This window comes from Sorangium sp. So ce281 (assembly GCF_051527395.1).
GTDB classification, from domain to species: domain Bacteria; phylum Myxococcota_A; class Polyangia; order Polyangiales; family Polyangiaceae; genus Sorangium; species Sorangium cellulosum_B.
Window position 1 is genome coordinate 10,956,649 of record NZ_CP150322.1, and the last position, 24,743, is coordinate 10,981,391.

General features: G+C 73.4%; 21 protein-coding genes. 11 read left to right on the forward strand and 10 right to left on the reverse strand.

The window, feature by feature from the left end:
- Nucleotides 1-94 precede the first annotated feature (94 nt).
- From WMF27_RS42040 to WMF27_RS42065, 6 genes are all read left to right on the forward strand, one after another.
- Nucleotides 95-1,570, forward strand: coding sequence for a B12-binding domain-containing radical SAM protein (locus tag WMF27_RS42040; protein WP_437943499.1), 1,476 nt, complete (start codon nt 95-97; stop codon nt 1,568-1,570).
- 38 nt (nt 1,571-1,608) lie between these two features.
- Nucleotides 1,609-1,857 (forward strand): glutaredoxin family protein, encoded by a 249-nt coding sequence (locus tag WMF27_RS42045; protein WP_272101817.1) that lies wholly within the window; start codon nt 1,609-1,611, stop codon nt 1,855-1,857.
- Between the two features lie 77 nt (nt 1,858-1,934).
- Nucleotides 1,935-2,585 carry a TlpA family protein disulfide reductase gene (locus WMF27_RS42050; RefSeq protein ID WP_437943500.1) on the forward strand — a complete coding sequence of 217 codons (651 nt, stop codon included), beginning with the start codon at nt 1,935-1,937 and terminating at the stop codon, nt 2,583-2,585.
- 43 nt (nt 2,586-2,628) lie between these two features.
- Nucleotides 2,629-4,446 carry an AAA family ATPase gene (locus WMF27_RS42055; protein ID WP_437763271.1) on the forward strand — a complete coding sequence of 606 codons (1,818 nt, stop codon included), beginning with the start codon at nt 2,629-2,631 and terminating at the stop codon, nt 4,444-4,446.
- Nucleotides 4,447-4,451: 5 nt separating this feature from the next.
- Nucleotides 4,452-4,970 carry a hypothetical protein gene (locus WMF27_RS42060; protein ID WP_437763270.1) on the forward strand — a complete coding sequence of 173 codons (519 nt, stop codon included), beginning with the start codon at nt 4,452-4,454 and terminating at the stop codon, nt 4,968-4,970.
- A gap of 537 nt (nt 4,971-5,507) precedes the next feature.
- Nucleotides 5,508-6,206, forward strand: a complete 699-nt coding sequence (locus WMF27_RS42065; RefSeq protein WP_437763269.1) for a GbsR/MarR family transcriptional regulator — start codon at nt 5,508-5,510, stop codon at nt 6,204-6,206.
- Nucleotides 6,207-6,218: 12 nt separating this feature from the next.
- Here the strand turns inward: WMF27_RS42065 and tssI are convergent, their stop codons facing one another.
- Entirely contained in the window at nt 6,219-8,231 is a 2,013-nt protein-coding gene (gene tssI / locus WMF27_RS42070) for a type VI secretion system tip protein TssI/VgrG (RefSeq protein WP_437763268.1), read from the reverse strand.
- A gap of 53 nt (nt 8,232-8,284) precedes the next feature.
- On the opposite strand from tssI, the gene WMF27_RS42075 reads away from it, so the two are divergent.
- The 5 genes from WMF27_RS42075 to WMF27_RS42095 all read left to right on the forward strand — a co-directional run bounded on the left by WMF27_RS42075 (nt 8,285) and on the right by WMF27_RS42095 (nt 15,549).
- A complete protein-coding gene (locus WMF27_RS42075; RefSeq protein ID WP_437763267.1) occupies nt 8,285-9,484 on the forward strand; it encodes a hypothetical protein in 1,200 nt (399 codons plus the stop codon).
- Nucleotides 9,484-11,715 (forward strand): DUF2169 family type VI secretion system accessory protein, encoded by a 2,232-nt coding sequence (locus tag WMF27_RS42080; RefSeq protein ID WP_437763266.1) that lies wholly within the window; start codon nt 9,484-9,486, stop codon nt 11,713-11,715. Before WMF27_RS42075 ends, WMF27_RS42080 begins: the two co-directional genes overlap by 1 nt.
- Complete coding sequence (locus tag WMF27_RS42085; RefSeq protein ID WP_437763265.1) at nt 11,712-13,451, forward strand: pentapeptide repeat-containing protein; 1,740 nt, start codon at nt 11,712-11,714, stop codon at nt 13,449-13,451. The genes WMF27_RS42080 and WMF27_RS42085 overlap by 4 nt, the downstream gene beginning before the upstream one ends.
- A 20-nt stretch (nt 13,452-13,471) precedes the next feature.
- Nucleotides 13,472-14,428: a S41 family peptidase gene (locus tag WMF27_RS42090; RefSeq protein WP_437763264.1), complete on the forward strand. Its 957-nt coding sequence runs from the start codon at nt 13,472-13,474 to the stop codon at nt 14,426-14,428.
- A 131-nt stretch (nt 14,429-14,559) separates the two neighbouring features.
- The gene (locus WMF27_RS42095; protein ID WP_437763263.1) at nt 14,560-15,549 is read left to right on the forward strand and encodes a hypothetical protein; all 990 of its coding nucleotides are present in this window, start codon (nt 14,560-14,562) and stop codon (nt 15,547-15,549) included.
- 60 nt (nt 15,550-15,609) lie between these two features.
- On the opposite strand, the gene WMF27_RS42100 is transcribed toward WMF27_RS42095, so the two are convergent.
- From WMF27_RS42100 to WMF27_RS42140, 9 genes are all read right to left on the reverse strand, one after another.
- Nucleotides 15,610-16,161 (reverse strand): DUF3540 domain-containing protein, encoded by a 552-nt coding sequence (locus tag WMF27_RS42100; RefSeq protein WP_437763262.1) that lies wholly within the window; start codon nt 16,159-16,161, stop codon nt 15,610-15,612.
- A gap of 26 nt (nt 16,162-16,187) precedes the next feature.
- Nucleotides 16,188-17,987 carry a DUF2169 family type VI secretion system accessory protein gene (locus tag WMF27_RS42105; protein ID WP_437763261.1) on the reverse strand — a complete coding sequence of 600 codons (1,800 nt, stop codon included), beginning with the start codon at nt 17,985-17,987 and terminating at the stop codon, nt 16,188-16,190.
- 30 nt (nt 17,988-18,017) lie between these two features.
- Nucleotides 18,018-19,076 carry an FHA domain-containing protein gene (locus tag WMF27_RS42110; protein WP_437763260.1) on the reverse strand — a complete coding sequence of 353 codons (1,059 nt, stop codon included), beginning with the start codon at nt 19,074-19,076 and terminating at the stop codon, nt 18,018-18,020.
- 226 nt (nt 19,077-19,302) lie between these two features.
- On the reverse strand, nt 19,303-19,941 hold the full coding sequence (gene lepB / locus WMF27_RS42115; protein ID WP_437763259.1) for a signal peptidase I: 639 nt from the start codon (nt 19,939-19,941) through the stop codon (nt 19,303-19,305).
- A gap of 72 nt (nt 19,942-20,013) precedes the next feature.
- On the reverse strand, nt 20,014-20,895 hold the full coding sequence (locus WMF27_RS42120) for a trypsin-like serine peptidase (RefSeq protein WP_437763258.1): 882 nt from the start codon (nt 20,893-20,895) through the stop codon (nt 20,014-20,016).
- Between the two features lie 267 nt (nt 20,896-21,162).
- Nucleotides 21,163-21,699 carry a hypothetical protein gene (locus WMF27_RS42125; protein WP_437763257.1) on the reverse strand — a complete coding sequence of 179 codons (537 nt, stop codon included), beginning with the start codon at nt 21,697-21,699 and terminating at the stop codon, nt 21,163-21,165.
- 203 nt (nt 21,700-21,902) lie between these two features.
- Nucleotides 21,903-23,066 (reverse strand): glutamate 5-kinase, encoded by a 1,164-nt coding sequence (gene proB, locus WMF27_RS42130; RefSeq protein ID WP_437763256.1) that lies wholly within the window; start codon nt 23,064-23,066, stop codon nt 21,903-21,905.
- Nucleotides 23,059-23,712 carry a hypothetical protein gene (locus WMF27_RS42135; RefSeq protein ID WP_437763255.1) on the reverse strand — a complete coding sequence of 218 codons (654 nt, stop codon included), beginning with the start codon at nt 23,710-23,712 and terminating at the stop codon, nt 23,059-23,061. The genes proB and WMF27_RS42135 overlap by 8 nt, the downstream gene beginning before the upstream one ends.
- 30 nt (nt 23,713-23,742) lie before the next feature.
- Entirely contained in the window at nt 23,743-24,741 is a 999-nt protein-coding gene (locus WMF27_RS42140; RefSeq protein WP_437763254.1) for an ABC transporter ATP-binding protein, read from the reverse strand.
- Nucleotides 24,742-24,743: the final 2 nt, after the last annotated feature.

Sequence of the window (24,743 nt, forward strand, 5' to 3'; positions counted from 1 at the left end):
GAAAAAATCCCCGCTCCGGACGGCTGTCAGCTGGCCTCCCATCCTTGCGCCTGGACGTCCCCTGAGCGACGCTGGGACGATGTCTCGAAGCGCGATGACGACCACGATCCGCCGCCGCCTGGCGGGCGAGATCGGTCGTATCGACAAGCAGGCGCCCTTCCGCGTCGCGCTGTCTTACCCCTCGCCGTACCGGGCCGGAATGAGCTCGCTCGGCTTCCTCCAGATCTACAAGACCATCCAGGCCGAGCCCGGGATGGCGTGCGAGCGGGCCTTCCTGCCGGACGACGAGGGCCAGGGCGCGGACGGCCCCCCGATCACGTACGAGGGGCTCCGCCCCATCTCCGATTTCCCGGTCATCGCGCTCTCGGTGGCCTACGAGCTCGAGCTCGCCGGGGTCGTCCGCCTGCTCGAGCTGGCGGGGATACCGGCGCTCCGGGAAAAGCGCGCCTTTCGCGATCCGTTCGTCCTCGCGGGCGGTCCGCTCACGTTCTCGAACCCGCTGCCGCTCGCGGTGTTCGCCGACGCGATCATCATGGGCGAGGCCGACACCCTGGCCGTGGAGGCGCTCCGCGTGCTGCGGGACGCCTCGTCGCGGGAGGCGGCGCTCGACGCGCTGGCGGCCCTCCCCCATGTCTTCGTCCCCGCGCGCCACGGCGCGGAGATGCCCCCGGTCGCGCAGTGCGACAACGCGCTCCTCCCCGCCTGGTCGCCGATCCGGGCCGAGGAGACCGAGCTCTCGAACATGTTCCTCATCGAGGCGGAGCGGGGCTGCTCGCGCGGGTGCACCTACTGCGTGATGCGCCGCTCGACCAACGGCGGCATGCGCATCGTCCCGAAGGAGCGCCTCCTCGAGCTCATCCCCGAGGACGCGAGGCGCGTCGGCCTCGTCGGCGCCGCGGTCAGCGATCACCCGAAGATCGTCGAGGTGGTCAGGACGCTCGCCGAGCGGGGCTGCGAGGTCGGGCTGAGCAGCCTCCGGCCGGACCGGCTGACCGACGAGTTCGTCGGCGCGCTGCGGCTCGCGGGCTACAAGACGCTCACGACGGCGATGGACGGCACGAGCGAGCGGGTCCGCGAGACGCTCGAGCGGCGCGCCCGGCCCAGGCACCTCCAGCGGGCCGCTGAGCTCGCGCGGCAGCACGGGATGAATCGGCTCAAGCTGTACCTGATGGTGGGTGTCCCCGGCGAGACCGACGCCGACATCGACGAGTGCGTCTCCTTCGTCACGGAGCTCTCCCGGATCGTGCCGGTCGCGCTCGGGATCGCGCCGTTCTGCCCGAAGCGCAACACGCCGCTCCACGGCGCGCGCTTCGCCGGGATCGACGTCGTGAACAAGCGGCTCGATCGGCTCCGCCGCGGGCTGCGGGGCCGCGCGGACGTGCGGGCCACGAGCGCGCGCTGGGCGTGGGTCGAGGCGGTGCTGGCCGCGGGCGGCGAGGCCGAGGGGCACGCCGTGCTGCAGGCGGTGCACGCGGGCGGCTCGTTCCGGGACTACGAGCGCGCGTTCGAGAAGATCAAGCGGCCGGAGCCGCCGCGCCGCCAGAGCCTGCCGCTGCTCGCGGCGGGGTGAGCGGGGCGGCAGCCCGGCCCGGAGGGTGCCACGTGACGATGAAGACGCTGACCCTCTTCACGCGCGAGCGCTGCCACCTCTGCGAGGAGGCCCACGCCGCGCTCGAGCGCGTGCGCGCCCGGCTGCCGTTCGAGCTCGCCGTCGTCGACCTCGACCGGGAGGCCGGCCCGGAGAAGCGAGCGCTGTACGACTGGGAGGTCCCCGTGGTCGAGCTCGATGGGCGGAAGATCATGAAGTACCGCGTCGACGAGCGGCGGCTCGAGCGGCTGCTCTCCGGCCCGGAGTGAAGCACGGCGTCGAACGGCGAGGGCGGGGCGTTTCGGCCCGCTTTCGCCCTGCGCCGCGCTACGCTATGCGAATCCCCGTGAAGTGGACGACCCTCGCGCAGCTCGCCTTCATCCTCGTCGCTGCGGTCGCCGTCTACGGCTTCGTGCACGCCGCGCAGAATGACCAGCGTACCACCGGCTGCGAGGCGATCTGCGCCCTGCGCCCCGCGTACGCCGGCCGGAACCGGCTCGCGCCGGACTTCGAGCTGCCGGACATGAACGGCAAGCCCGTCCGGCTGTCGTCCTTCCGGGGCAAGACGGTCTTCCTGAACTTCTGGACCAAGACCTGCGCTCCGTGCCTGCAAGAGATGCCGGCGCTCGCGGAGCTCGGCCGGATCGCCCGGTCGCGGAACGACATCGTCGTCCTCACCGTCTCGACCGACGAGGGGCCGGACGACGTGCGCGACGCGCTCAAGGTGGCCTTGAACGGAGACCCGCCGTTCCCGGTCCTCTTCGACCCGGAGTCCAAGGTCGTGATGGACCAGTACGGCACGCAGCTCTACCCGGAGACGTGGATCATCGACCCGAACGGGATCATCCGGGCCCGCTTCGACGGCGCGCGGGACTGGTCGAGCAGCCTGGCCATCGAGGTGGGCGAGATGGTCTCGCGCTGGGGCAGCTGCCCGGCTGATATCTACAAGAGCAAGCCGCGCGCGGGGTCCGTCGACGTCTGCGCCGACGATTCCTGAAGGGCTCCTTCCCGAGGGCGGTGAGGGCGCTTAGGATCCACCCATGAAGCTCGAAGCCGCCAACGTGCTCGCGTTCGAGGCGGGCAAAGCCCTCCTCGGCGCGGCGCGGCCGCTCGACGTGGAGATCGAGGGGGTGACGATCCACGTCACCCCGCAGCGCGAGCCGCCGATCGCGTGGCCCGCGCTCCCCTACGGGAAGCCGATCCCTGGCCTCGATGAGCAGCGCGACGGCCCGTGGCCTTCGGCGGTGCGGCTCGACTGCTCATGGAAGGGCGGACACGTCAAGCTCGTCGCCCGCTGGAGCACGTGGCGCGCCAAGCCGCGCTATTACGGGCAGCTCGCGCTCGAGGTCGCGACCGCGCCGCGCAACCGCCAGATCGTCTGGAGCACGGTCACCCAGCGCATCCTCGACGTCTCGCCCGAGGGCGAGGGCGCGATGCTCGAGGACGCGGTGATCCCGGTGAGCCTCGCCCTCTTCGATCGCGAGAAGGGCGACGAGAAGCGTGCCTACCTGCGCTACCAGATCGAGCTCGCCCGCAAGCTCGGGCTCCCGTTCACGGGCGCGGCCACGGCGACGCTCTTCCGGGTGCCCCAGGGGTTCTCGGGCGCGCTCGACCCCGACGCCTTCGCCCGCGTCGTGCGCGCGGCGCTCGTGAAGCTGCCCTTCGTCACGCGCGGAGAGGACAGCGACGTCGAGGGCGAGCCGTACCTGGATATCCGGCGCGCGCTCGCGCCCTCGAGGCGACCTGTGCCGGGGAAGAGCGAGAGCGTCCTCGAGGCCGCGGCGGGCGAGCCCCCGCCCGATCTCGCCGGGCAGGACAGCGCGCTCTTCGACGAGCTCGGCGTCTTCGACTTCGGCCCTTTCGAGGCGTTCGGCTGGAAAGGCCTCGGCCGGATCAACGTGGTCATCGGCCGCAATGACACCGGCAAGAGCACGCTCCTCAAGCTGGGCTATGCGCTCGCCAGGAGCGTGCAGGACTACACGCGGCGGATGGACGCCGACCGCCCCTCCCTGGGGGAGGTCCTCGCCGAGAAGCTCATGTGGACGTTCCAGCCCGCGAGCGCGCGCCTCGGAGACCTCGTGAGGAAGCGCAGTCCCGAGGACGCCGCCTTTGGCGCCACGCTGTGCAATGCGGTGTACTCCGCGTTCCTCTCGGCCTCCGACGTACGGTCGCTTCGCGTGGACGATGACGGCGGCCCGCAGCCGAACCTGCGCGCTCTGTTCATCCCCCCGAAGGAGATCCTCACGTCGGTCGACGCCATCACGTCGCTCCACGAGCAGGACAAGCGCTTCGGCTTCGACGACACGTACTACGACCTCGCGGTCGCGCTCCGCGGCGAGGTGATGCAGCAAGATCTCCCGGACAGCCTGCGCCGCGTGCTCAGCTCCCTCCGCTCGCTGTTCTCGGGCGAGATCGTCCGCGAGAGCGGTAGGTTCGTGTTCCGCCGGGGCGACGATCAGTTCTGGATGTCCCAGGTCGCCGAGGGAATCAAGAAAATCGGCCTCTTCGCGAGGCTCATCCAGAACGGCGAGCTCCGGCGGAACACCGTGCTGTTCATCGACGAGCCCGAGACCAACCTGCACCCCGCGGCGGCCCGCGCGCTGGTGCGCATGCTCCACGACGTGTCGCTCGCAGGCGTCCAGATCTTCATGGCGACGCACAGCTACTTCATCCTGAAGCAGCTCGAGCTCGTGGCCAGGCAGCACAAGGCGGACGTGCGCCTCTGCGCCCTCACGAACCGCGAGGGCCACGTGAGCGGGAGCTTTCATGATCTCTCCGAGGGCATGCCACCCAACGAGATCGTCGAGGAAGAGCTCTCGATGGGTGATGAGGACGTCGACCTCGCGATGGCGGGTTGACGCCCATGGTGGAAGAATCGGGCTTCGCCTTCACCCCACCCGACGTCGCGTGGTTCCGCTTCGAGGACCTCCCCACCTACCGGCGGCTCTCGGGCGCGGGCGTCGCGGAGATGGACTTCACGTACTGGGATCCCGGCCGCGGCCGTGTCGTCCTCCTCGAGGTCAAGGACTACACCGGGCGCGATGCGCCCGGCCACCTCGCAGACTGCCTGATCGCCAAGGGGCGGGACTCCCTGGTCATGCTCCAGAGCGCGTGGCGCGGGGGCGACACAGGCATCGGCGCCACCCTCGCCGGGGAGCTCCCCGAGCGGCTGCGCGTCCGCTCGCGCGTGCGGCTCATCTTCGTGCTCAAGGTCGACGTCGCCACGCGGATGAAGCCGATCAGCACGATGAAGGACCAGATCGCCTGGTCGATCCGGGCGTACGCGGAGCTCCTCGGCCTGACATGCGACACCGTGGTCATGAACCAGGACAAAGCCACCGCGCTCGGCCTGCCCCTCCGCGTCTCGCCTCCTCCACGGTAGTGGCGCGTCGCGCCCATCCACGTCGGCGCCGGTGCTGGATGGGAGAGAGAGCGAGGGGCGACGAGGCGCAGCGGCCCAGGTGAACGCGCCGCCCCCGCGCGTCGGGGCGCAGAAAACGGTGCGGGAGGCGCGGACCGGCAGGTGCGAGGTTACCGGCAGCCCGCTGTCGTATACGTCTTCCCGGCCGGACAGCAGTAGAGCATGACTCCCTTGCAGCTCGGCGTGCAGGCGCCTGCGCCTGCTACGCTGTTCCGCCCCGAGAGCCGCCCCCACCCCCGGCGGCAGCACCCGATCGCCGCCCTCCCCGAACGGCGATCCGCCGTTCCTGGTCCTGTTCGACCCCGACGCCAGATCGTGCTGGACACGTACGGCACGCAGCCTTCCAGGAGGCGTGGATCCTCGATCCGGACGGGATCCTCCGGCGCGCTTCGACGGCGCGCGGGACGGGTCGAGCAGCCTGGCGCTCGAGGTGGGCGAGATGATCGCGCGCTCGCCGCTTGGCGCATTCGTGAAAGATCGTTATGTGAGTCACCCATCATGACCGCCCGGAGGCCGACGTCGCCGACAGCGCACCCGCCGCAGCCGCCCGCAACGGGTGAGGAGGGCGACGGGAGCGCCTCGGACGAGCGGGTCGCGGCGGCGCGGCAGGCGCTGCTCGAGGGGGTCGGCGCCGAGATCGCCGCGTCGTTCCCCGGCATCACCCGGCTGGGTGGACAGGTCGTGGCGGCGCTCTACCTGGCGGACGAGCCGCGCTCGATGGACGAGCTCAGCCAGGAGCTCGGCCGCTCCAAAAGCAACATCTTCGCCAACCTGCGCGGCCTCGAGGCGGCCGGGATCATCGAGCGCCGGCGGGAGTCGGGCGCGCGTCACGACTCGTTCGCGCTGCGCGGCAAGTACCCCGACGTGATCGTCGGCGCGTACCTCGGCCGCCTGCGCCGCGTGGTGCAGGACAAGCGCGCCCTCGCGCGGCGCGCCCTCGCGCTGCTCGGCGACGCGCAGGGCGCGGAGGCCGACGCGATGCGCTCGCGGCTCGACGACCTGTCGCGCAAGTACGACCTGTTCGCCGACCTGATGGAGCAGCTCCTGCCGTCGATCGACGGCCCGGTCGATCTGGAGCGGCTGATCGCGCAGGTGCCCGAGGCGATGGTCCGCTCCCTGAACGCGGCGGCCCGCGTCGCCTGGGCCGCGGGCGACGCGATCAGCCGCCTGAGCGGCCGGGCGGGGCGCAAGAAATAGCGGGGGCCCGCGTCACCCGCGCGGCGGGCAGTCCCGCATCTCGATGAGGATGCCGGTCGACGTCTCGATCCGGTGCATCAGGTTCACCTCCCGGGTCACCGGGGACGGCGTGATCGGGCTCGGCGCGGCGCCCACGATCATCGGCCGATCGGGGTCGCCGTCGAGGAAGACCATCAGCACCTCGATGCCGGGCTTGAGCGGGAAATGGATGCCGTAGTTCGGCCCGGCGTGCGGCTGGATCATCCGCACGAGCCGCGAGGGGAACGCGCGCGACGCGGGATCCCCCGCGTCGAAGTGGAAGCGCACCCGGTAGCGCCCCTGCTCGTCGATCGGCGAGACGTCCCCGATCTCGCCGTCCGGGAGCGGCTCCACCAGCGCCGTCACCACCCCGTGGATCTTCGGCCGCGGCGCCGTCCGCGGCGGGCGGTAGGCCTGCGCGGCGCGCACCAGGCGCGCGCGGTTGACGTACTCCTGCTCGCCGCCGGCCCCGCCCTCGATGGCCACCGGCTGCACCGCGCGGTGCTCGACCTCGACGGCCAGGAACCGCTCGCCGTCGAGCCGCGGGTGGCCCTCGAGCCCGAAGACGGCCCCCGGGATGAGCCGGAGCTCGTCGCTCTGGCACTCGAAATAGCGGCTCGACGAGGCCCGCTCCTCCGCGCGGATCCGCGCCAGCTGCTGGCCCTCCTCCGGCGTCTTGTGGTGGGCGCCGTACTCGACGACGCCGCCCCCGAGGCCCGCCGGCGACTCGTGCGCCCCCGTCATGTCGAGCCTTGGCGTCCGGTAGTTGTACTCCTGCATGACGTACGTCGCGGGGAAGGCCCTGGCCTGCTCCCTGAGCTCGAACATGTCGCGCCGCTCGCCCCGCGGCCGGAACACCACCGCGTCTCCCCCCGGCAGCGGCTGGAAGCCCGTCGGCTCGTCGGTGAACACCATCACGTCGCGGCCGGACTCGTGCTCGAAGAAGAACGAGATCCCGAGGTGCTCGGCGAGCCGCGAGATGAAGGCCAGATCCGTCTCCTTGTACTGGACGATCATCTCCCGGTCGGGGTGATCGCGGTAGAGGCGCATCACCACGTCGTCGGGCCCGAGCCCCACCATCGCGAGCTTGTGCTGGATGAGCTCTGGCACGCTGATGTCGAGGAAGACCTGCTGGAGCTCCACCAGCGTCGCGCGGAACGCCCGCGGCGCGAGCCGGAGCCGGTAGGAGCGGAAGGCGGTCTCCGCCTCGTGCCGGTCCTCCACCTCGGCGATCATGCCGTGTACGGTCCGCTCGTCCGCGCCCTCGACCTCGAACACGAGCGACGCCGCCGCCCCCAGCACCTGTTCGATCGAGAGCTCGGCGCCGTCGCTGCACACGACGTCGATGTCGTACGAGAAGAGCTGGCCGATGGCCTCTTTGCCGTGCACCCCGCGCACCCGGAGGAGGTCGCAGGAGAAATCGCTGGAGTCGAGCCGCAGGATCGGCGCCTGCCGTGCCCGGTCCCGGAGCGCGGCCTTCGCCTCTTGAAGCGCTTCCATCGGCGCCGCGCGCGGCGGGCGCAGCGCCGATTCCGCTGCACTGAGCCCGCGGAACGGCAGGTGATCGGGCGCCCCCGGGCCGCCCTGGGACGGCGCTTCCCGTGGCCCGCCGGCGCTCGCCCCCGGGCGCAACGGCGGCGCTTCGCGCGGCCCTCCGGCGCTCGCCCGCAGCGGCGACGGTGGCACCTCCCGCGGCCCTCCGGCGCTCGCTCGCACCGGCGCCTCCAGGAGCTCTCGGTCGTCCGGAGACGGCGCTGGCGGGGGATCCTCCACCGGCCCAGCCGCGTCCTCCGGGCCCTCGGCGCACGCCGCCCGCGCGATCGGCGCGCTGCACGGGGGCTCTGCGTCCGGGGCCTCGCGGATGCGCGCGGGGGCGGACGCCGTGGCCATCGTCACGGCGCCGGGCGCGCGGTGCGCCGTCGCGGCCGCGGGCTCACCGCACGGCGGGGCGGCGGCGGGTAGGGACGGCTCGCTGCACCTCAGGGATTGCGTCGGCTCTCGGTTCATCGTCACGCCTCCTCCGCGGCTCGCCTGGTACTGTACCCGACGCGGAGGCACGCATGGGTACGCGCGAGGGTGAGGGGATCAACGGGAAATACCTCCTCATCGAGGTCCCCAATTTCAACGATGCAGCGTCCGAGGCCGAGGCGATGGGCTCGTATCTCCGCCTCGGCGCGGTCAAGGACCCGAGCCTCGCCGCCAACCCCGGCGCGCCGAGGGCGACCGGCGAGGACCTCGCCGCCCGGGTCACCTCGTTCATCGACGACACCCGCAAGCGCGACGGCTGCCCCGATTTCCTCCCCGAGGCCGAGCGGCAGGCCGAGACCGCGAAGCTCCACACCAAGGGCGGCTGGCGCGACCACTCCGACGGCAACCGCATCACCACCACGCGCGGCGACAAGGTCGAGGTCATCAAGGGCAATTACCGCATGCTCGTCCTCGGCCGGCAGGAGGACACCGCCGGCTGGGACGTCTCCGGCGGCCATATCCAGGACGCCACCGATCTCTGGACCGCCGCCACCACCATCGAATGGGTCCAGAACTACAACGGCACCTGGAAGGTCACCGAGAAGACCGAGAAGGGCGACGTCGACACCACCTATCACGGCGACACGTTCGATCGCTTTTACGGCAACAAGCAAACCAGCATCACCGGCTCCGAGGCCCCCACGACCGAGCGGCCGAACCCCACCTGCCTGAGCTCCACCTGGGCGCAGCGGATCGAGTCGTATACCGGCTCAGCGGCCTGCCCCGTGCCGCTGATCTCCGACGAGACCTGGGCCGACCAGATCGCGAGCAAGACGACGGCGACCGCGATCAGCGACGAGACCACCGCGCAGACCATCTCCAGCACCACGAACGCGACCTCGATCAGCGACGAGACCACGGCGAGCACCGTGTCCAGCACGACGACCGCCTCGCTCGTGTCGGATACCACCATCGGCGAGGTCCAGTCGGTGACCATCGGCAATACGAGCGACGTCACCATCGGCAATGCGGCGTCGATCACCGTCGGCGCCACCGAGGAGGTCACGATCGGCGGCCTGGTCGAGCTGACGATCGCGGCCATGCTCGAGGTCTCTCTCACGGTGGGGGTCTCGATCAACATGGGCCCCAAGGCCGAGCTCAACCTGACCAACCGGCAGGAGCTCTCCCAGTTCCGCACCAACGTGAAGAACATCTGCTCGAGCGTCTCGTCGGCCGAGTCGGTGAGCACCGGGGCGTACAACCTGATGTCCGGCGTCATCAACCTGTTCTGATGCAGACCAAGAACCTCACGCCCTTCCCCTTCGGCGCCAAGGTCTGCTCGCGGAGGCCGCCGCAGCCCGAGGTGGTCCTCGTCGTCCGTGGCCGCTTCTCGCTCCGCCTGGGCGAGCCGCTCGCGCCGCTGGAAGGGCAGCTCGCGCAGGGGGCGCTGACCGCCGCGACCTTCGAGGGGGGCGACGGCGAGCGCGACGGCGAATGCACGTACCCCGGCGATTTCGCCGACTGGAAGCCGGCCGCGGATCTTCTGCTCCGCGGCGCCTGCCACCCGCCTCCCGGCGAGCCGCAGCGCGAGCACCCCGTCGGGTTCGCGGTCGGGAGCTGGTCGAAATCGCTGCTCGTCCCGGCGCCGCGCGAGGGCCGCCGGGTGCCCGCGCCCTTCGGGCCGATCCACCCGGACTCGCCCGAGCACCGCCGGATGCTCGGCAAGGAGTACGGCCCCTCGTACCGGAAGACCCGCGCCCCCTGGTACGCCGAGGACTTCGACTGGGCCTATTTCCAGGCCGCCCCGCCGGATCAGCGCCTCGTCGGCCACCTGCGCGGCGACGAGGAGGTCACGCTCCTGAACCTCCACCCCGCCGCGCAGACCGCCTCGTTTCGCCTGCCGGGCCTCCGGATCCGCGCGGTCGTCGAGGACGCCCAGGGCCGCGTGCAGGACGCCCGCATGAGCCTCGACACCCTCTTCGTCGAGCCGGACGCGGGCCTCGTGACGCTGACCTGGCGCGGCCACGCCGAGGTGGCCGAGGACGACCTCGCCGACGTGCGCGCCGTCGTGATCGCCGCCGAGCCGCTGGACGCCGCGCCGCTCCCGCTCGACCACTACCGGGAGAAGCTCGCCCAGCTCGCCCGCGATCCGCGCGGCCTCGAGGATCTCCCGCCGGAGATGCGCGACGCCTACGATCTCGTCCGCGACGGCGCGCCGCGGCCGGCGCCTGCGGACGAGGAGGATCCGGTATCGAAGCTCCTCGCCGAGCGGCTCGGTGGTCTCCACGCGCCGGAGCAGGACCGCGTGCGGCAGCTCGTCGCGAAGCTCCGGGCCCTGCGCACCCCCGAGGGCGTCGACCTCGAGCGCACCATCGCGCAGGCGCTCGCGCGGCTCCCGGCCCAGCGGCAGGCCGCGTACCTCCCGGCCACGCCCGCGGGCACGCCGCGCGTCCCGATGGGCGGCGCGCTCGACGCGCTCGTCGCGCGCGTCGAGGTGCTCCGGCGGGACGCGGCCGCGCGTGGGACGGCGCTCGAGGGCGTCGACCGCCTCGACGCGCTGCTTCGCGATCCCCGCCTCCGCGAGATCGTCCCCGGCTACCGGCTCCCCGGCGAGGCCGCGGCGCCGCCGCCCGAGCCCGGCCCGGGCGTCGACCTCTCGGGGCGCGATCTCTCCGGGCAGGACCTCTCGGGCCGCGACCTCTCCGGCGCGAAGCTCGCCGGCGCGCTCCTCTCGGGCGCGAACCTCTCGGGGGCGGACCTCTCGAACGCGGATCTCTCGCGGGCCGTGCTGTTCGAGGCGAACCTCGAGGGCGCCGCGCTCCCGGGCGCCGACCTCTCCCAGGCGAACCTCACCGGCGCGCGCGCCGCGGGCGCCGATCTGCGCGGCGCGACGCTCGACCAGGCCATCTTCACCCGCGCCGATCTCGCCCGCGCCCGCCTGGCGAGGGCGCGGGGGCGCGGCGCGCTGCTCGACGGGGCCGACCTCCGCGAGATCGACGGGGAGGAGCTCCACCTCGACGGCGCCGTCCTCCAGGGGGCGAAGCTCGATCGGGCCTCCTTGCGGGGCGCGGCGCTCGTCGGGTGCATGTGCGCCGGATCCTCCGCGACGGACGCGGATCTCACGGGCGCCTCCCTGCCGCGCACGAGCTTCACCGACGCCGATCTCGAGCGCGCGACGCTCGTGGAAGCGCGCGGCGAGGGCGCGGCGCTGCTCCGGGCGAAGCTCGACGGCGCCGACCTCCGGTACGCGTCCCTCCCGCGGGCGCACCTCTCCTGGGCCTCGGCCCGGGGCGCGCGCTTCGCGTGCGCGGTCCTGCGCGGGAGCCGCTTCTACCGCGCCTCGCTCGAGCGCGCCGACCTCGCGCAGGCCGACCTCTTCGGCGCGGACCTCTGCAAGGCGCGCCTCGACGGCGCCTCCTTCGCCGGGGCGAGCCTGTACGGCGCCCGCCTCGAGGGCGCGAGCGCCGCCGGCTGCGATTTCGAGGGGGCGAACCTGCGGCGCTCCAGCCTGGAGGGCGCGTGAAGAGCGTCGAGGAGCTGCTCGACCGCATCCGCGCCGGCGCGCCGCTCCACGGCGCCCGCCTCGACGGCCTCGACCTCTCGGGCCGGGATCTCACGAACCTCGATCTCGCCCGCGTCAAGTTCCTCCGCACCAGCCTGCGCGGCGCGCGGCTCGCGGGCAGCGCGCTCTCGGGCGCGCATTTCGTCGAGTGCGACCTGCGCGACGCGGACCTCGCGGGCTGCGCGCTGGACGGCGCGCTCGTGCTGGGCTCGAACCTCGAGGGCGCGCGCCTCGCCGGCGCGACGCTGACCCGCGCGAAGCTCTCGTACCAGCGCCTCGCCCGCGCCGATCTCTCCGGCGCGACGATCGTCGAGGTCGAGGCGGTGGGCTCGGACTGGTCCGGCGCCCGGCTCGCGGGCGCGACAATCGAGGGCTCGCGCCTCGATCTCGCGAACCTCGAGGGCGCGGATCTCACGGAGGCCCGCATCACGCGCGCCTCCTTCACCCGCGCCAACCTCCGCCGCGCGCGCCTCGTCCGCGCCCGCGTCGAGGCCGGCGCCTTCGTCGGGGCCGATCTCGGCGGCGCGGACCTCGACGGCGCGGAGCTCGATCGCGCGGTCTTCGTCAAGGCGGACCTGCGCGGCGCCCGCTTCCCGAAGCGCATGCACGGCGTGGTCCTCGACGAGGCAAAGCTCGGCCGGCCCGAGCTCGCGGGCAAGGACCTCGCCGGGGCCGATCTCACGGGCGCGGATCTCTCCGGCCTCGACCTCACGGGCGCGGATCTCTCCCTCTGCTCGCTGCGCGGCGCCGACCTGCGCGGCGCGAGCCTGCGCGGCGCCCGCCTCGAGCGCTCGATCCTCTCGGACTGCGATCTCACCGGCGCGGATCTCCGGGGCGCGAGCCTCCTCGGCTGCGACCTCTCGCGCTCGATCCTCCGCGGCGTGGACCTCTCGGGCCGCGATCTCGAGTCGGTGATCCTCATCGAGGCCGATCTCGAGGGCGCCGATCTCACGGCCGCGCGCCTCGTCCGCTGCATCCTCGACAGGGCGCGGCTCACGCGCGCGAACCTGACGCGCGCGGTGCTCCAGCAGGCGCTCCTCCGCGGGGCCGCGCTGGAGGGCGCCGTGCTCGGCAAGACGATCTTCGATCGCGTCGATTTCACCGGCGTGGATCTGCGCGCCGTCTCCTTCGCCGGCCTCACGGTGCACCGCTGCGCCTTCATGGAGGCGAACCTCGAGCGGATGATCCTCCGCGACTGCGATTTCATGGGCAGCGATTTCTCGAAGGCGAACCTGCGCGGCGCCGATCTCGAGGGATCGATCCTGACGCAGGCCAGGCTCCGCGAGGCCGCGCTGGACGGCGCGAGCCTGCCCGGGGTCGTGGCAAAGGCCGCCTATTTCGGCGGCGCCTCGCTGCGCGGGGCGAAGCTCTCTCGAGCGATGCTCCGGTACGCCACGTTCACCCGGGCGGACCTCGCCGGCGCGAACCTCGCCGCCGCGGATCTCCGGGACGCCATGCTCGATCATGCCGAGGCCCGCGGCGCGCTCTTCCTCTCGGCGCGCCTCGAGCGCGCGAACCTGTCGCACGCGCGGGTCGAGGAGGCCGACTTCAGCGAGGCCGATCTCGGCGGCGCCAACCTGCACGCCCTCCACGACAAGGGCGCGCGCTTCTCCGGCGCGAGGCTGCTCGGCGCGCGCCGGACGGACGTCGACCGGCTGGAGGCGGAGGCGTACACGCCCCCGCGTCCGCCGCGATAAGAGCGGAAGGAGCGGACGGAATGCTGCCTGCGAGCAACAACGGCGCCGGGATGAGCATCGGGTTCCCGGACGTGTGCCTGACGCCGGTGGGGCCGGTGGTGGTGCCGATTCCGTACCCGAACTTCGCGCTCAACGCGATGGCGGTGAATTTCTCGGTGAAGGTGAAGGTGTCGATGATGAACGCGCTGAACCTCGGCACGACCATCCCGATGACCTTCGGGATGGAGCCCGGGGTGGCGCACCCGCTCTACATGGATGTCGGCGCCTACGTGGCGGGCAACTCCAAGGTGATCATCGAGGGGCTACCGGCGATCAACCTCACCTGTCCGACCACCGGGAACGCCGGGAACAACGCGGTGGGCGCGGTGCTGGTGCCGAGCGCGGTGAACGTGTTCTACACGTGCGCGGCGGCGCCGGAGGAGGTGCTCCCGGGCCCGGGGAACGTCGCGCACGCGCTGCTGGGCGACGGCGTCGGGGTGATCCGGATCCGGGTGTTCTCGCTGGACGTGCCGGCGCTGGTGTACCGGGCGATGGGGGCGCTCGAGGCGGAGGGGATGCGCGAGCTCGTGATCGACCTGCGCGACAACCCTGGAGGAGAGCTGCGGGCGTTCGTGGAGCTGGCGGGCGATTTCCTGCCGGCGGGGAGCGTCGTGGCGGTGGTGACGGACGGCGACGGGGACGAGACGGTCTATCGGTCGGGGCAGGAGGCGCCGTATGGGGTGCCGGTGACGATCCTGGTGAACCGCGGGACGGCGTCGGCGGCGGAGCTGTTCGCGGGGTGCCTGAAGGCGCACGGGCGGGCGGCGATCGCGGGGGAGCGGACCCACGGCAAGGCGGTGGGACTGGCGCTGTGCGCGGGCGAGGGGGGCGCGCGCATGGCGGCGGCGGTGCGGGTGACGCTGCCGGGGGGGGCGGAGGTGCAGGGGGTGGGCGTGGCACCGGAGCGCGACGTGGGGACCGCGGGGGGGGAGCGGTGAAGCGTAGAAAGAAAAACAGCCCCGGCAGTACATCGATACCGCTCCATGGAGCGACGGCCGGTAGAGGGACCGCTCCCAGCATTGTCAATTCGATCGCCGCTCACCTCCCTTCGGCGCAGACGGCGGCAAGCGTGGCTACCCCCGCGACCGTCCTGGCGGCCGCCGGGGCAATGGTCGGCGGCCCCATCGGCGTGGGCGTAGGCATGGTGGTAGGCGGCGTCGCAGGAGCATTGGCGCGATGGTACTGGGGTGGGGGAGCCTCCCAGGCTCCGCAATCGCCGCCGCCGCCGCAGCAACAGCCGCCGCCGCAGCAGCATCAGCCGCCGCCGCCGCAGCCACCGCCGCCGCCGCCGCCGCCGCCGCCGCCGCCGCAGCAACAGCCGCCGCCGCCGCAGCAGCCACCGCCGCCGCAGCAACAGCCGCCGCCGCCGCAGCCACCGCCGCCGCCGCAGCAACAGCCGCCGCCGCAGCCACCGCCGCCGCCGCAGCCACCACCACCACCGCCGCCACCGCCCGCTCCCACCGCGGAAGAAATCGAGCATGACGCTCTAGTCGCGCTGGGCAATCAACTGATCAATGCTGTCACGGCTGCATCGAGGTCTCCTGACGACGCTCTGAGCCGCTGGGCGAAGGACACGCTCGGACATCTCAGACCATTCGCAGGCTCGGACGGCGTCTTCTGGGAGCCTCTCCAGACGGACACAAGGGCGTACCTCGAGGGGCTGCACATCGACCTTGGCCAACAGGAGCATGACGCTCAAGCACGCCTGAACGCGGTGCAAGACAGGCTCGCGCGCTTCAACCGGCACGATCGCGCCACCTGGACAATCAACCCGGTACGATTCGCGGAAGGCCTCAGCGAAGCCGATATCCCCAAGAGCCGGAGCAATGATCTGGTCCTGAAAAACCTGGCGGAAGGTTACCTCCGAGATGAGCGCATCAAGGGCATCAGCGCAGGGATGAGGTATCACCGCCACATCACCGGCGGATCGGGGGGCATCCTGTTCGAATACCGCCAGGAGCCCGATGGCACGGTCACGCCGTACGTGATTGACGTGGCCAACAAGCGTCACGGCAACGACTACGATTGGAAGAAAGGGCGGAAGGGTTCTCCCTACTAATGAGACCCGTGGCTGCAGCCCTTGAGGCCTTCGGTGACTCGATGGCTCGATGCCCTCGAGCTACCCCAGGTGGATCTCCTTCCCGTTGATCGTCATCGTCTCCTCGGTCAGCACCGTCGCGCTCTTCGCCTTCGTCGTCGCGGACCCGTCCACCACCGTGTGGCTCTCGCGCGCGTGCAGGCTGAACAGGTCGGTCACGCGCTGGACGAGCGACGCCGCCTTCTGCACGAGCGACCCCGCGAACACCCGCACCTTGTCGCCGTGCAGGTCCACCTCCGGGCCCCGGAGCTCCACGCCCCGGTCCCCGGATAGCCTGAGCGCTCCGCCCGCGGCCCGGACGTCGACGTCGCCCTGGAGCTCCAGCGTCACCTTGCCGGTCCCGTGCAGGACGCCGATGACATAGAGGCGCGCGCCGCGGCCGATCACCAGGAGCACGTCGCCCACCGCCGGCGCGTAGGGGATCGCCAGCGCCATCGTCGCCTCAGCGCTCCCCCCGTCCGGCAGCTCGACCACCACCGCCGGCCCGCGGGCTTCCAGCACGTGCGCCGGCCCCAGGTACTCCTCGGTGCGCGCAGATGAGGCGCGCTCCCGAACCACGGCTCCCTCCGACATGGTGGTCCCTCCATCCTCGCTCCGGCTCAGTCCTTGCGGAAGCGCTTGTACAGGCTGCCAAGGAGATTGGGCCGCTCTCGCTTCGACGCGGACGGCGGCGCGCGCGGCTCGGGCGAACGTTCGACCTGCGGAGCGCGCTCCGGCGCGGGCAGCGGCAGCGGCTCGGACGCGCGCGCGGGCGCGGCGATCGGTGCGGGCGCGGGCGTGGCGATCGGCGCGGGTGCGGGGTCTGCGGCCTGCGCGGGTGCAGGCGTGGCGGCCTGCGGGGGTGCGGAGTCGGCGGCCTGCGCGAGCGCAGGCGCGGCAACCCTCGCGGGTGCGGGCTCTGCGTCTTGCGCGGGCGCAGGTGCAGTCTGCGCGGGCGCAGGCGTGGCCTCCGGCTCGCTCAGATCGACCGTGCCCTCCAGCGGCGACGCGATCGCCGGGATCGCCGTCGCGCGGCCCGCCGCCCACGGCGCGTTCGGGCGCTCGCCGCCCTCCCGCTCGCCGTGCGCCCCCGCAGGCGCGATCGGAAACGGCGCGCTCACCGCGTCGTCCTGGCCCGCGCCTCGGACCCTCACGGGCGGCAAGGGCACGGCGCGCGCCTCGCGCGGCCTCCGCTCGCTCCCCGCGGGCGGCAGCGTGTCATCGAGCGGGAACGTGCCCTCCAGCGGGTGCGCCCCCTCGCGCGCCGGCCCTCGCCCGGACGCGACGCCCGCGACGCTCACCGGCGCATCCACCACGTCGCCCTCCCCGAGCCGCACCGTGGAGCTCCAGTCCGTCCGCTTCGCGCTCTCCCCCGCGGCCGCGCCCATCGCGCTCGGCGCGCCCGCGGGCGCCTCGCTGAGGTCCGGCCACGGCACCGGCTCGTCCCCGACCTCCACGCCCACCGCGGCGCGCAGCGCCGGGAGCACCTCCTCCGAGGCCACCTGGAAGCTCCCGCGGAAGACCACCGCGCAGCGCTCGGCGTCGGGCTGCACGATCAGCGTGTCGCCCACGAGCGGCAGCCACCGCGCCGCGCCGTTCGGCAGGAGGATGGTCGCGAGCGCCCGCAGCGCCGGCAGGCGCGTCGCCAGCGCCGGGTGGTGCTGGCTCAGGCCCTCCAGCACGATCTCCTCGCCGCCGAGCACCCGATCGAACCGCTGATCCGCCGGCGCGGACTGGAAGTACGACCAGTCGAAATCGTCCGGGATCGACGCGATCCCCTCCAGCTCGGCGCGCGCGAGCCCGCGGAGCAGCCGCGTCCGGCTCGGCACGATCGGTGGGATCGGCCCGAGGCCGATGGGCGCGCGCCCCCCGCCCGGCGGCAGCAGGTTGGGCAGCGCGCCGCCGCCGCCCGCGCGCTCGCCGGCGCCGGCCCCGACGCCGAGCGGGTTCTCCGGCTCCCCGGGGCCGCCATACGTGCGCTGGTACTCGATCGGCATCTTCACGAACGGCTCGGGCTGCGCGCCCGCAGCGGCGCCGCCCGCCCGATCGCCCACGACCTCGAGGCGCTTGTCGACCAGCGCCGCGTCCCCGCGCAGGATCGCGAGCCGCACCGCCATCCGCCGCACCGGCGCCCCGCCCGGCGCCCACGCGTGCCCGGTGAGCACCACCTCGGCGCGCGCCAGCCAGGGCGCGAGATCGCTCGCCGCGAGCAGCGGCTTCATCGGGTTGCCCCGCGTGTAGACCTCGCTCCGCACCAGCTCCAGCGGCTCGCTCCGCCGCGCCTCGCCGCCGGGCACCAGCGCGAAGGTCGCCTTGGCGACGAGGGTCACGTGGAGCTGGCCGCGGCTGCGCCACAGCGTCGCGCCCGACGCGACAGGGCCGGCGCGGAAGACGTCGAGGGCAGAGCGCGCGGTGGTCATGGGCGAGGGCGCCGCGCCCGCGGGCCAGCGTCAGTTCGTGTTGAGCTCGACGCGCAGGAGCTTGCGGCCGATGAAGAGGTAGTCGCCGTGGGCGAGCTCGCGCTCGCTCTTGATGCGCACGTAGGTGCCGTTGCGGCTGTTGAGATCGGTCAGCGTGAACTTGCCGTTGTGCTCCTCGAGGCGGCAGTGCGAGCCCGACATGTACAGGTCGACGGGGAAGTTCAGGTCGCCGCCCTCGCGCCCGATCTGCAGCGAGGTGCCGCGCGCGCAGACGGTCATGCCGACCGCGCCGCCCTGGAGCACCTGCGTCAGGCGGAACGGGCTCGGGTGCTTCGGCGAGGAGTAGAAGAAGGTCCCGTCCGGATCCTGGCCGTCGGAGGCGCGCGGCGTCGGATCGAGCCGGAAGAGCTGCTCGCCCGCGAGGAACGTGTCGCCCGGCGTGATGTCGATCGTGCCGCGCACGCGGATGTACACGCCGTTCAGCGAGCCCTCGTCGCGCACCACCAGCTTGCCGTCGCGGTAGAAGAAGTTCGCGTGCTTCGGCGAGACGAACGGGTCGTCCGGGAAGACGAGCTGCCCGTTGCGGCCGACGATGTGCTGCTCCGCCTTGAGGTGGAACGAGAGGCCGTCCATGCCCTCGCCGCGGATGAGGATCAGCTTCGCCTTCGCCGGGTTCTGCATGTCCCCGAAGAACAGCGTCTGCGCGTTGAGGATCTCGGGCGGGACCGCCGTTCCGCACCTCCCACAGAACTTGTGGCCCGAGGGGACACCGCTCGAGCAGGAACGGCAGACGTAGTTACGGGCTTGCTCCATCAGCTCCTCCTGGGAGAGTTCGGCGAATTCGCTCTTGGACGAGGTGGTCTTGGGGCCCCGGCCCTGACCGCGCGCGCTCGTCGGGTCGAGCCGGGCGCCCGCGCTGCCGGCCATGGGCGTCGGGGAGCGCCGGGCCGGCGTGGTCGTCGAGCTCGCCCGGCGCGGCGTGAACAGGGCCAAGTCGTTCGCGCACTCAGGGCAACGCGCGGTGCCCATCGGGCTCCACAGGTCGCACTGGCCACAGACGATGCCAATCTCGTTCTGCTCGGTGTGCAAACGTCTCCTCGGTGCATTGGAGGACCGCGGACCGCGGTTCTCCGACCCGCGCCAGTGGAAGGCCGCCGTGGCGGACCTCCGACCGATGAAGCGAGCCAGGACGGGGAACCCGGGCCGCTGCTCGCGCGGGGTCCCCGACCCGGGTGGAGAGAAACACGGTTCTAGACGTCGATGAGCAGAGGGGTCAAGCTCGAGGTGACGCTGGCAGGACGACGGCCGGCCCTGCTCAGCGCACGAAGGTGAAGCGGCGCCGGTCGTCGCTCCAGCCGGCGCCGCCCCAGAGCCGGAAGACGATCCGCTGGTTGCACGCGGCGCGCGGCTGCAGCCCGAAGTCGCGCGAGTCGTCGTGGTAGCTCCGGTTGTCGCTCAGCAGGAAGACCGTGTCGGGCCGCACCTCGACGCGGTGGCGGCGCTCGAGCGGGGGCCTGCGCCCCGTCGCCCGGGGGTGGAGGCCGGGGCCCATCATCACCATGTCGCACGAGAGCTGCACCGGGTTGCCCGTGGCCGGGTCGGTGAGGCTCACCTTCGGCTCGGCGCACGCCGTCTCGGCGTCGTAGCGCTGCCCGTTCACGAGGAGGACGGTGTGGTCGACGTCGACCTTGTCGCCCGGCAAGCCCGCGATCCGGCCGACGATGTGGCTGCCGGGGGCCTCGGGATCCGGGCACCGCACCAGCTCGCCGAAGCCGGGCGTGCCCCGCGTCAGCACGACGACCGCGTCGCCCGGGGCGAGGCTCGGCGCGAGCGAGGCGCCGAGCATCGGGTCGTTCGGCACCACCCAGACGTCGAGGACGAGGGCGCGGAGCACGACGCCGAGCAACAGCAGGGTTCCGAGGATCCAGAGCAGCCCGTTGAACAGCTTCCGCATGCAGCGGCGCAGCCTAGCGCAGCTCCGGCCGCGGGCGGCGGGCAAGCGCAGCGCGACGACGCCGCGGCGCCGTCAACGCAGGCACCCCCGGTACGGCGGCAGCTCGCTCGGGCTCGCGCCCGCCGCGATCTCGCGGGCGGCGGAGAAGAGCTCGGGCCACACGTCGAGGCGGCTGAAATACGAGGTCCCGGTGGTGTGCTCGTCACCGTCCATCACGCTCGACGAGATCACGCCGACGACGTCGCCCCCCCGATCGCTGCGCGCGGGCCCCCCCGAGTCGCCGGGGCAGATCGAGGCGATCGCGACGAAGTGCCCCGGGCTCACGGCGTCGATCGCGCCGCCCAGCCGCGGCGCGAGGTGGATCGGGTCGCGCGAGAGCGCGCAGCGGCCGAAGCCGTAGGGCGTCACCTGCTCCTTCGAGGTCGGCTCGGCCTCGATCCGCGGCGGGAGGGTCGGGATCCCGACGAGGCGCCGCGACAGCACGAGGATGGCGATGTCGCCCTCGCCCGACGTGTACCCGCAGTCCGGCGACACCACCGCGCGGACCTTCACGTCGCCCCACGGCAGGTGGTCGCCCCCGAGCTCGATCGAGATCGCCTCGGCGTCCTGATCGCGGCGCAGCGTCCTGCCGTTGTCGTCCCGCGCCGCGACGCAGTGGTGCGCGGTGAGCACCAGGTCCTCGGTGATGAGCGTCCCCGTGCACGTCACGTCGGTGACGATCCGGACGATCGCGTCCTCGTTCGTCGCCAGCTCGAACGGCGGCCGCAGCTCGAACGGGCGCTGCTCCATGCCCGGCTGCGCCGCGGGGATCGGCAGCCCCGCGTTGGTGATCGGCCGCGCACAGCCCGCGGCGACGGTGAGGGCGAGCGCGGCCGCCACGGCGGTGCCGCGCCGGTACAACCCTGTCCATGCGGTCGCCAGGGCGCCCAGCGTGCGAGCTTGCGGCTGTTCCACCTGAGGGAGACCCTCCCAAGCGCAACCGGTTGTTCTCTCGGACAGCGCCCCCGGTACGAACGCGCCGAGCAAAGCCAAAGACTACGGCATAAGGCGGTGACCGTCATTCGACAACGACAGGGTTTCCAAGCTTGGATACGGCCTCGACGATCGCAGATCACATCGTACGTCTCGCCGCCTCGCCGTCTCGCCGCCTCGTTTGTAGTTGCTCTGTACATTTACGCCTGCGCTTCCGTTTGCGCGTGCGTCGATGTTCTCCGCGCCGCGTTAGCGCACCGCGACGAGGCGCACCTGGCTCGCGCTGCGCGCGTAGGCGTCGAGCGCAGCGCGGGCGGCGGCGGCGTCGACCTGCGGATCCTCGACGCCCGCGGCGACGAGCTGCTCGAGGAACGCGCGCTGGTGCTCGGACTTGGCCGCGAGCCACGCGGGGCAGGCGCCGGCCGCGCAGGCCGCCGACGCCTGCTCGGACGCGGCGAGGGCGTCCCGGACGCGGCCTCGGCGGACGAGCGCCCGCGCCGAGAGGTGCGCCGCCTCCGGGAGCGCGCGCACCTCGCCGGGCGCCGCGTCGAGGGCCGAGGAGGCGAGCCCCGGCTGATCGCGCTCCAGGTAGGCCGCGGCGAGCGCGGTGACGCTGGCCGGCGTCCTGCCCTCGGCGTAGCGGGCCTCGAGCGCCGCGAGCTCGTCGGCCCCCGCCGCGGCGCGCGACGGCAGGAGCTGCGACGCCCGGACGCTCGGCCCGAGCCCGATCGTCCAGACGACCCCCGCGAGAACCAAGCCGTTCGCGACGAACAACCCGATGCGCATCACCCGACCTCCAGGAACCGGCAGGGACCCCCGGCCGTCGGCGGCGGCCGGCGGTCACGGGCAATCGCGCGCGGTAACATGCGGTAAACCCAAGCGACAGCGGGGCGGCGCGAAGGTTCCCGCGAAGCGCGCGCGGCGCGCCATCGTGGTGGGCCGGGTGACCGGCGCACCTACAGGGCGCCGTCCGGCCGTGGGCCGCAAGGCTACTCGCTCGGGAGCACCACCAGGTCGTCGCGGTGGACGACGACGTCGTCGTCGCCGGCCTCCTCGCGCTTCTTCCGCGCGGTGCGCGCGGCGTCGCTCGCGGACATCCGCGCGAGCCCGCGCGCGATCTCGGCGCCGTCCGGGTCGACGACGGCCACGGCGTCGCCGGGGAGGAAGGTGCCGCGCACGCCGAGCACGCCGACGGCGAGGATGCTCCGGTTCTTCGAGCCGATCGCCTCGGCGGCGCCCCGGTCGACGAGGATGGCGCCGCGCGGGCGCAGCGTGTACGCGATCCAGTGCTTGCGCGCGCTGAGCCGCTGCGGGACGGCGGCGAAGAGGGTGCCGACGTCCTCGCCCGAGACGATGCGCGTGATGATGCCCGCCTCGCGGGCGGCGCCGATGACCACGTGCGAGCCCGCGAGCGTCGCGCGCCGCGCGGCCTCGACCTTGCTGGCCATGCCGCCGGTGCCGACGCCGGAGGTCGACGCGCCCGCGAGGTGCCGCGCCTCGCGGGCGACGCTGCGCACGAACGGCACCCGGCGCCCGTCGCCGTCGAGCAGGCCCTCGACGTCCGAGAGCAGGATGAGGAGATCGGCCTCGCAGAGCGGGGTCACCATCGCCGCGAGCTGGTCGTTGTCGCCGAACTTGATCTCCTCGACCGCGACGGCGTCGTTCTCGTTGATGATCGGGATGGCGCCCGCCTCGAGCAGCGCGGCGAGGGCGTTCCTCGCGTTGTTGGTGCGGGTGCGGTCCGCGAGGTCGGCGTGCGTGAGCAGCACCTGCGCGACGAGCAGGCCGACCTTGCCGAAGGCCTCCTCGTAGCGCTGCATCAGCACGCTCTGGCCGGCGGCGGCGGCGGCCTGGAGCCACGCCATGTCCTTCGGGCGCGACTTCAGCCCGAGCTTCGCCACGCCGAGCGCGATGGCGCCGCTCGACACGATGACGAGGCTCCGGCCGGAGCGGCCGCGGAGCGCGGCCACCTCGGCGGCGAGCCGGTCCCACGCGTCGCCGGAGAGGCTCTTCGAGCCGATCTTGACGATGATGCGGCGGCAGCGCCGGAGCGCGGCGCGCGCGGCCTGCGGATCGAGCTCCGGCGCGGCGTCGGCCGCGGCGCGGCCCGCGGCGCCGCCCTTCGGGGCGGTGCGGTCCTCGGTGTCAGTCATGGGGGATGCCGGCGGCGGCGATCTCGTCGAACGCCGCGTCGAGGCGGCGCTCGATGTACTCCGGGACCGAGGCGCCAGCGAGCAGGAAGGCGTCGATCCAGCGCGTGAACTCGTCGCGCAGGTCCTCGGTGCCGCTCGGCAGGACGGTGAAGCTCGCCTGGAGGGAGGGGGACAGCGCGCGGCGCACGGCGCGATCGACGGCGTCGCGGACCCAGCGCGCCTCCTCGGCGTGGACGCGCACGGCGGTGCTCCGGCGGAAGCGCGTGATGTAGCGGTCGAGGAGGTGGCCGAGGGCGTAGACCTCCAGGCCGCGCGCGGCCGCCGCGAGGGCCAGGGCCGGGTTGAGCCGCCGGAGGACCTCCTTCGTGACGAGCTGCGCGGCCTTGCGGAGCGGGGTCTGCTCCGACCCGGGCTCGATGAGCAGCGCGCGCGCGTCGGTGGTGAGGCTGAGGCCGTGGCGGGCGACCGTGTCCTGCACGATGGCCCCGCGGATGCGCAGCAGCATCCGCGCGGGGAGCACCGGGACCGGGATCCACGAGGCGCCTACCGCGAAGGCGGTGAGCACGGCGAGTCGACCTCCGGGAGGCGGGCCGCCCGGGGTGACCTGAGCGGCGGTCGGCTTGTTCGCGGCGGGTTCGGATGACATCGCGCGCACGGTACTACGGCGGGCGGCAGGTCAGAAGAGGGGGGTGAGCTCGACGATCGCGGCGCGGCAGCGCGTCGCGGCGAGGACGACGTCGCGGGTGGTCGCGCCCTCGGGCAGCGCGGCGGCGAAGCGCGCCGGCCCGCCCCGCAGCGCGATCCCCCGGGCGGCGAGCTCCTCGCGGAGGAGCTCCGCGTTGGTGCGGACGGTGACGGCGTAGAGGCGGCTCCCGGCGGCGATCTCCGCGAACGTGCCCGAGAAGGCGAGCTCGCGGCCGGCGAGCACGAGGACGTCGGTGGCGCCGCGGACCAGCGCGCCCCGCGGGCCCTCGACGTCGAGCCGCGCGGCCGTGAGCAGCGCGCCGCGGCCCTCGGTGGCGCCCGCGAGCGCGGCCAGGACGAAGGCGGCCGCGGCGCCGTCGAGGCCGACGAGCGGATCCTCGGCGATCAGCACGGCGGGCGCGGTCACGATGGCCTGGGCGAGGACGAGCGCGCGGCGCTCGGGCAGCGCGAGCGCGCTCAGCGCGCGCTTCCGCGAGGCCGCGAGGCCGACCCGGGCCAGGGCGGGGGCCGCCATCTCGGCCGCCGCGCGCGGCGAGGCCCCCGCGAGGCGCGCGCCCCAGCCGACGTAGGCGTCCGCGGTCCACGCGAGCGGCAGCGGCGGGTCGAGCGGCGCCGCCCCGCTCGCCGCGCGGTGCGCGGAGCGCGCGACGTCGCGCCCGGCGACCTCGAGGCGCCCGGCGACGACGCGCGCCTCCCCGGGCGCCCCGCCGCTCGCGTCGTCCGCCGCGCCGGCCTGCGCCGGCCTGCGGAGGGACGAGAACGGGACGCCCGTGAGCGCCGCGAAGAGCGCGCCCGCGTCGCCGGCGCAGAGCACGCGATCGCCGCGCGTCGCCGCGGTGAGCGCCTCGACGGCGACAACGTCGTCCACCGCGATGCGCGCCGCGCGGGCGTGGAGCAGCGGCGGCGCGGCGGGCGCGGCCTGCTCCGCGGGCTCGGCGGTCCTTCGCGACGCGGGCTCGAGCTGCTCCATGG

Excerpts from the sequence above, each read along its gene's own strand:
- WMF27_RS42060 (WP_437763270.1), top strand. The coding sequence starts at position 4,452 with ATGGTGGAAGAATCGGGCTTCGCCTTCACCCCACCCGACGTCGCGTGG.
- tssI (WP_437763268.1), bottom strand. The coding sequence starts at position 8,231 with ATGAACCGAGAGCCGACGCAATCCCTGAGGTGCAGCGAGCCGTCCCTA.
- WMF27_RS42080 (WP_437763266.1), top strand. The coding sequence starts at position 9,484 with ATGCAGACCAAGAACCTCACGCCCTTCCCCTTCGGCGCCAAGGTCTGC.
- proB (WP_437763256.1), bottom strand. The coding sequence starts at position 23,066 with ATGACTGACACCGAGGACCGCACCGCCCCGAAGGGCGGCGCCGCGGGC.
- WMF27_RS42065 (WP_437763269.1), top strand. The coding sequence starts at position 5,508 with ATGACCGCCCGGAGGCCGACGTCGCCGACAGCGCACCCGCCGCAGCCG.
- WMF27_RS42045 (WP_272101817.1), top strand. The coding sequence starts at position 1,609 with ATGAAGACGCTGACCCTCTTCACGCGCGAGCGCTGCCACCTCTGCGAG.
- WMF27_RS42125 (WP_437763257.1), bottom strand. The coding sequence starts at position 21,699 with ATGCGCATCGGGTTGTTCGTCGCGAACGGCTTGGTTCTCGCGGGGGTC.
- WMF27_RS42040 (WP_437943499.1), top strand. The coding sequence starts at position 95 with ATGACGACCACGATCCGCCGCCGCCTGGCGGGCGAGATCGGTCGTATC.
- WMF27_RS42090 (WP_437763264.1), top strand. The coding sequence starts at position 13,472 with ATGCTGCCTGCGAGCAACAACGGCGCCGGGATGAGCATCGGGTTCCCG.
- WMF27_RS42140 (WP_437763254.1), bottom strand. The coding sequence starts at position 24,741 with ATGGAGCAGCTCGAGCCCGCGTCGCGAAGGACCGCCGAGCCCGCGGAG.
- WMF27_RS42100 (WP_437763262.1), bottom strand. The coding sequence starts at position 16,161 with ATGTCGGAGGGAGCCGTGGTTCGGGAGCGCGCCTCATCTGCGCGCACC.
- WMF27_RS42055 (WP_437763271.1), top strand. The coding sequence starts at position 2,629 with ATGAAGCTCGAAGCCGCCAACGTGCTCGCGTTCGAGGCGGGCAAAGCC.
- WMF27_RS42105 (WP_437763261.1), bottom strand. The coding sequence starts at position 17,987 with ATGACCACCGCGCGCTCTGCCCTCGACGTCTTCCGCGCCGGCCCTGTC.
- WMF27_RS42075 (WP_437763267.1), top strand. The coding sequence starts at position 8,285 with ATGGGTACGCGCGAGGGTGAGGGGATCAACGGGAAATACCTCCTCATC.
- lepB (WP_437763259.1), bottom strand. The coding sequence starts at position 19,941 with ATGCGGAAGCTGTTCAACGGGCTGCTCTGGATCCTCGGAACCCTGCTG.
- WMF27_RS42135 (WP_437763255.1), bottom strand. The coding sequence starts at position 23,712 with ATGTCATCCGAACCCGCCGCGAACAAGCCGACCGCCGCTCAGGTCACC.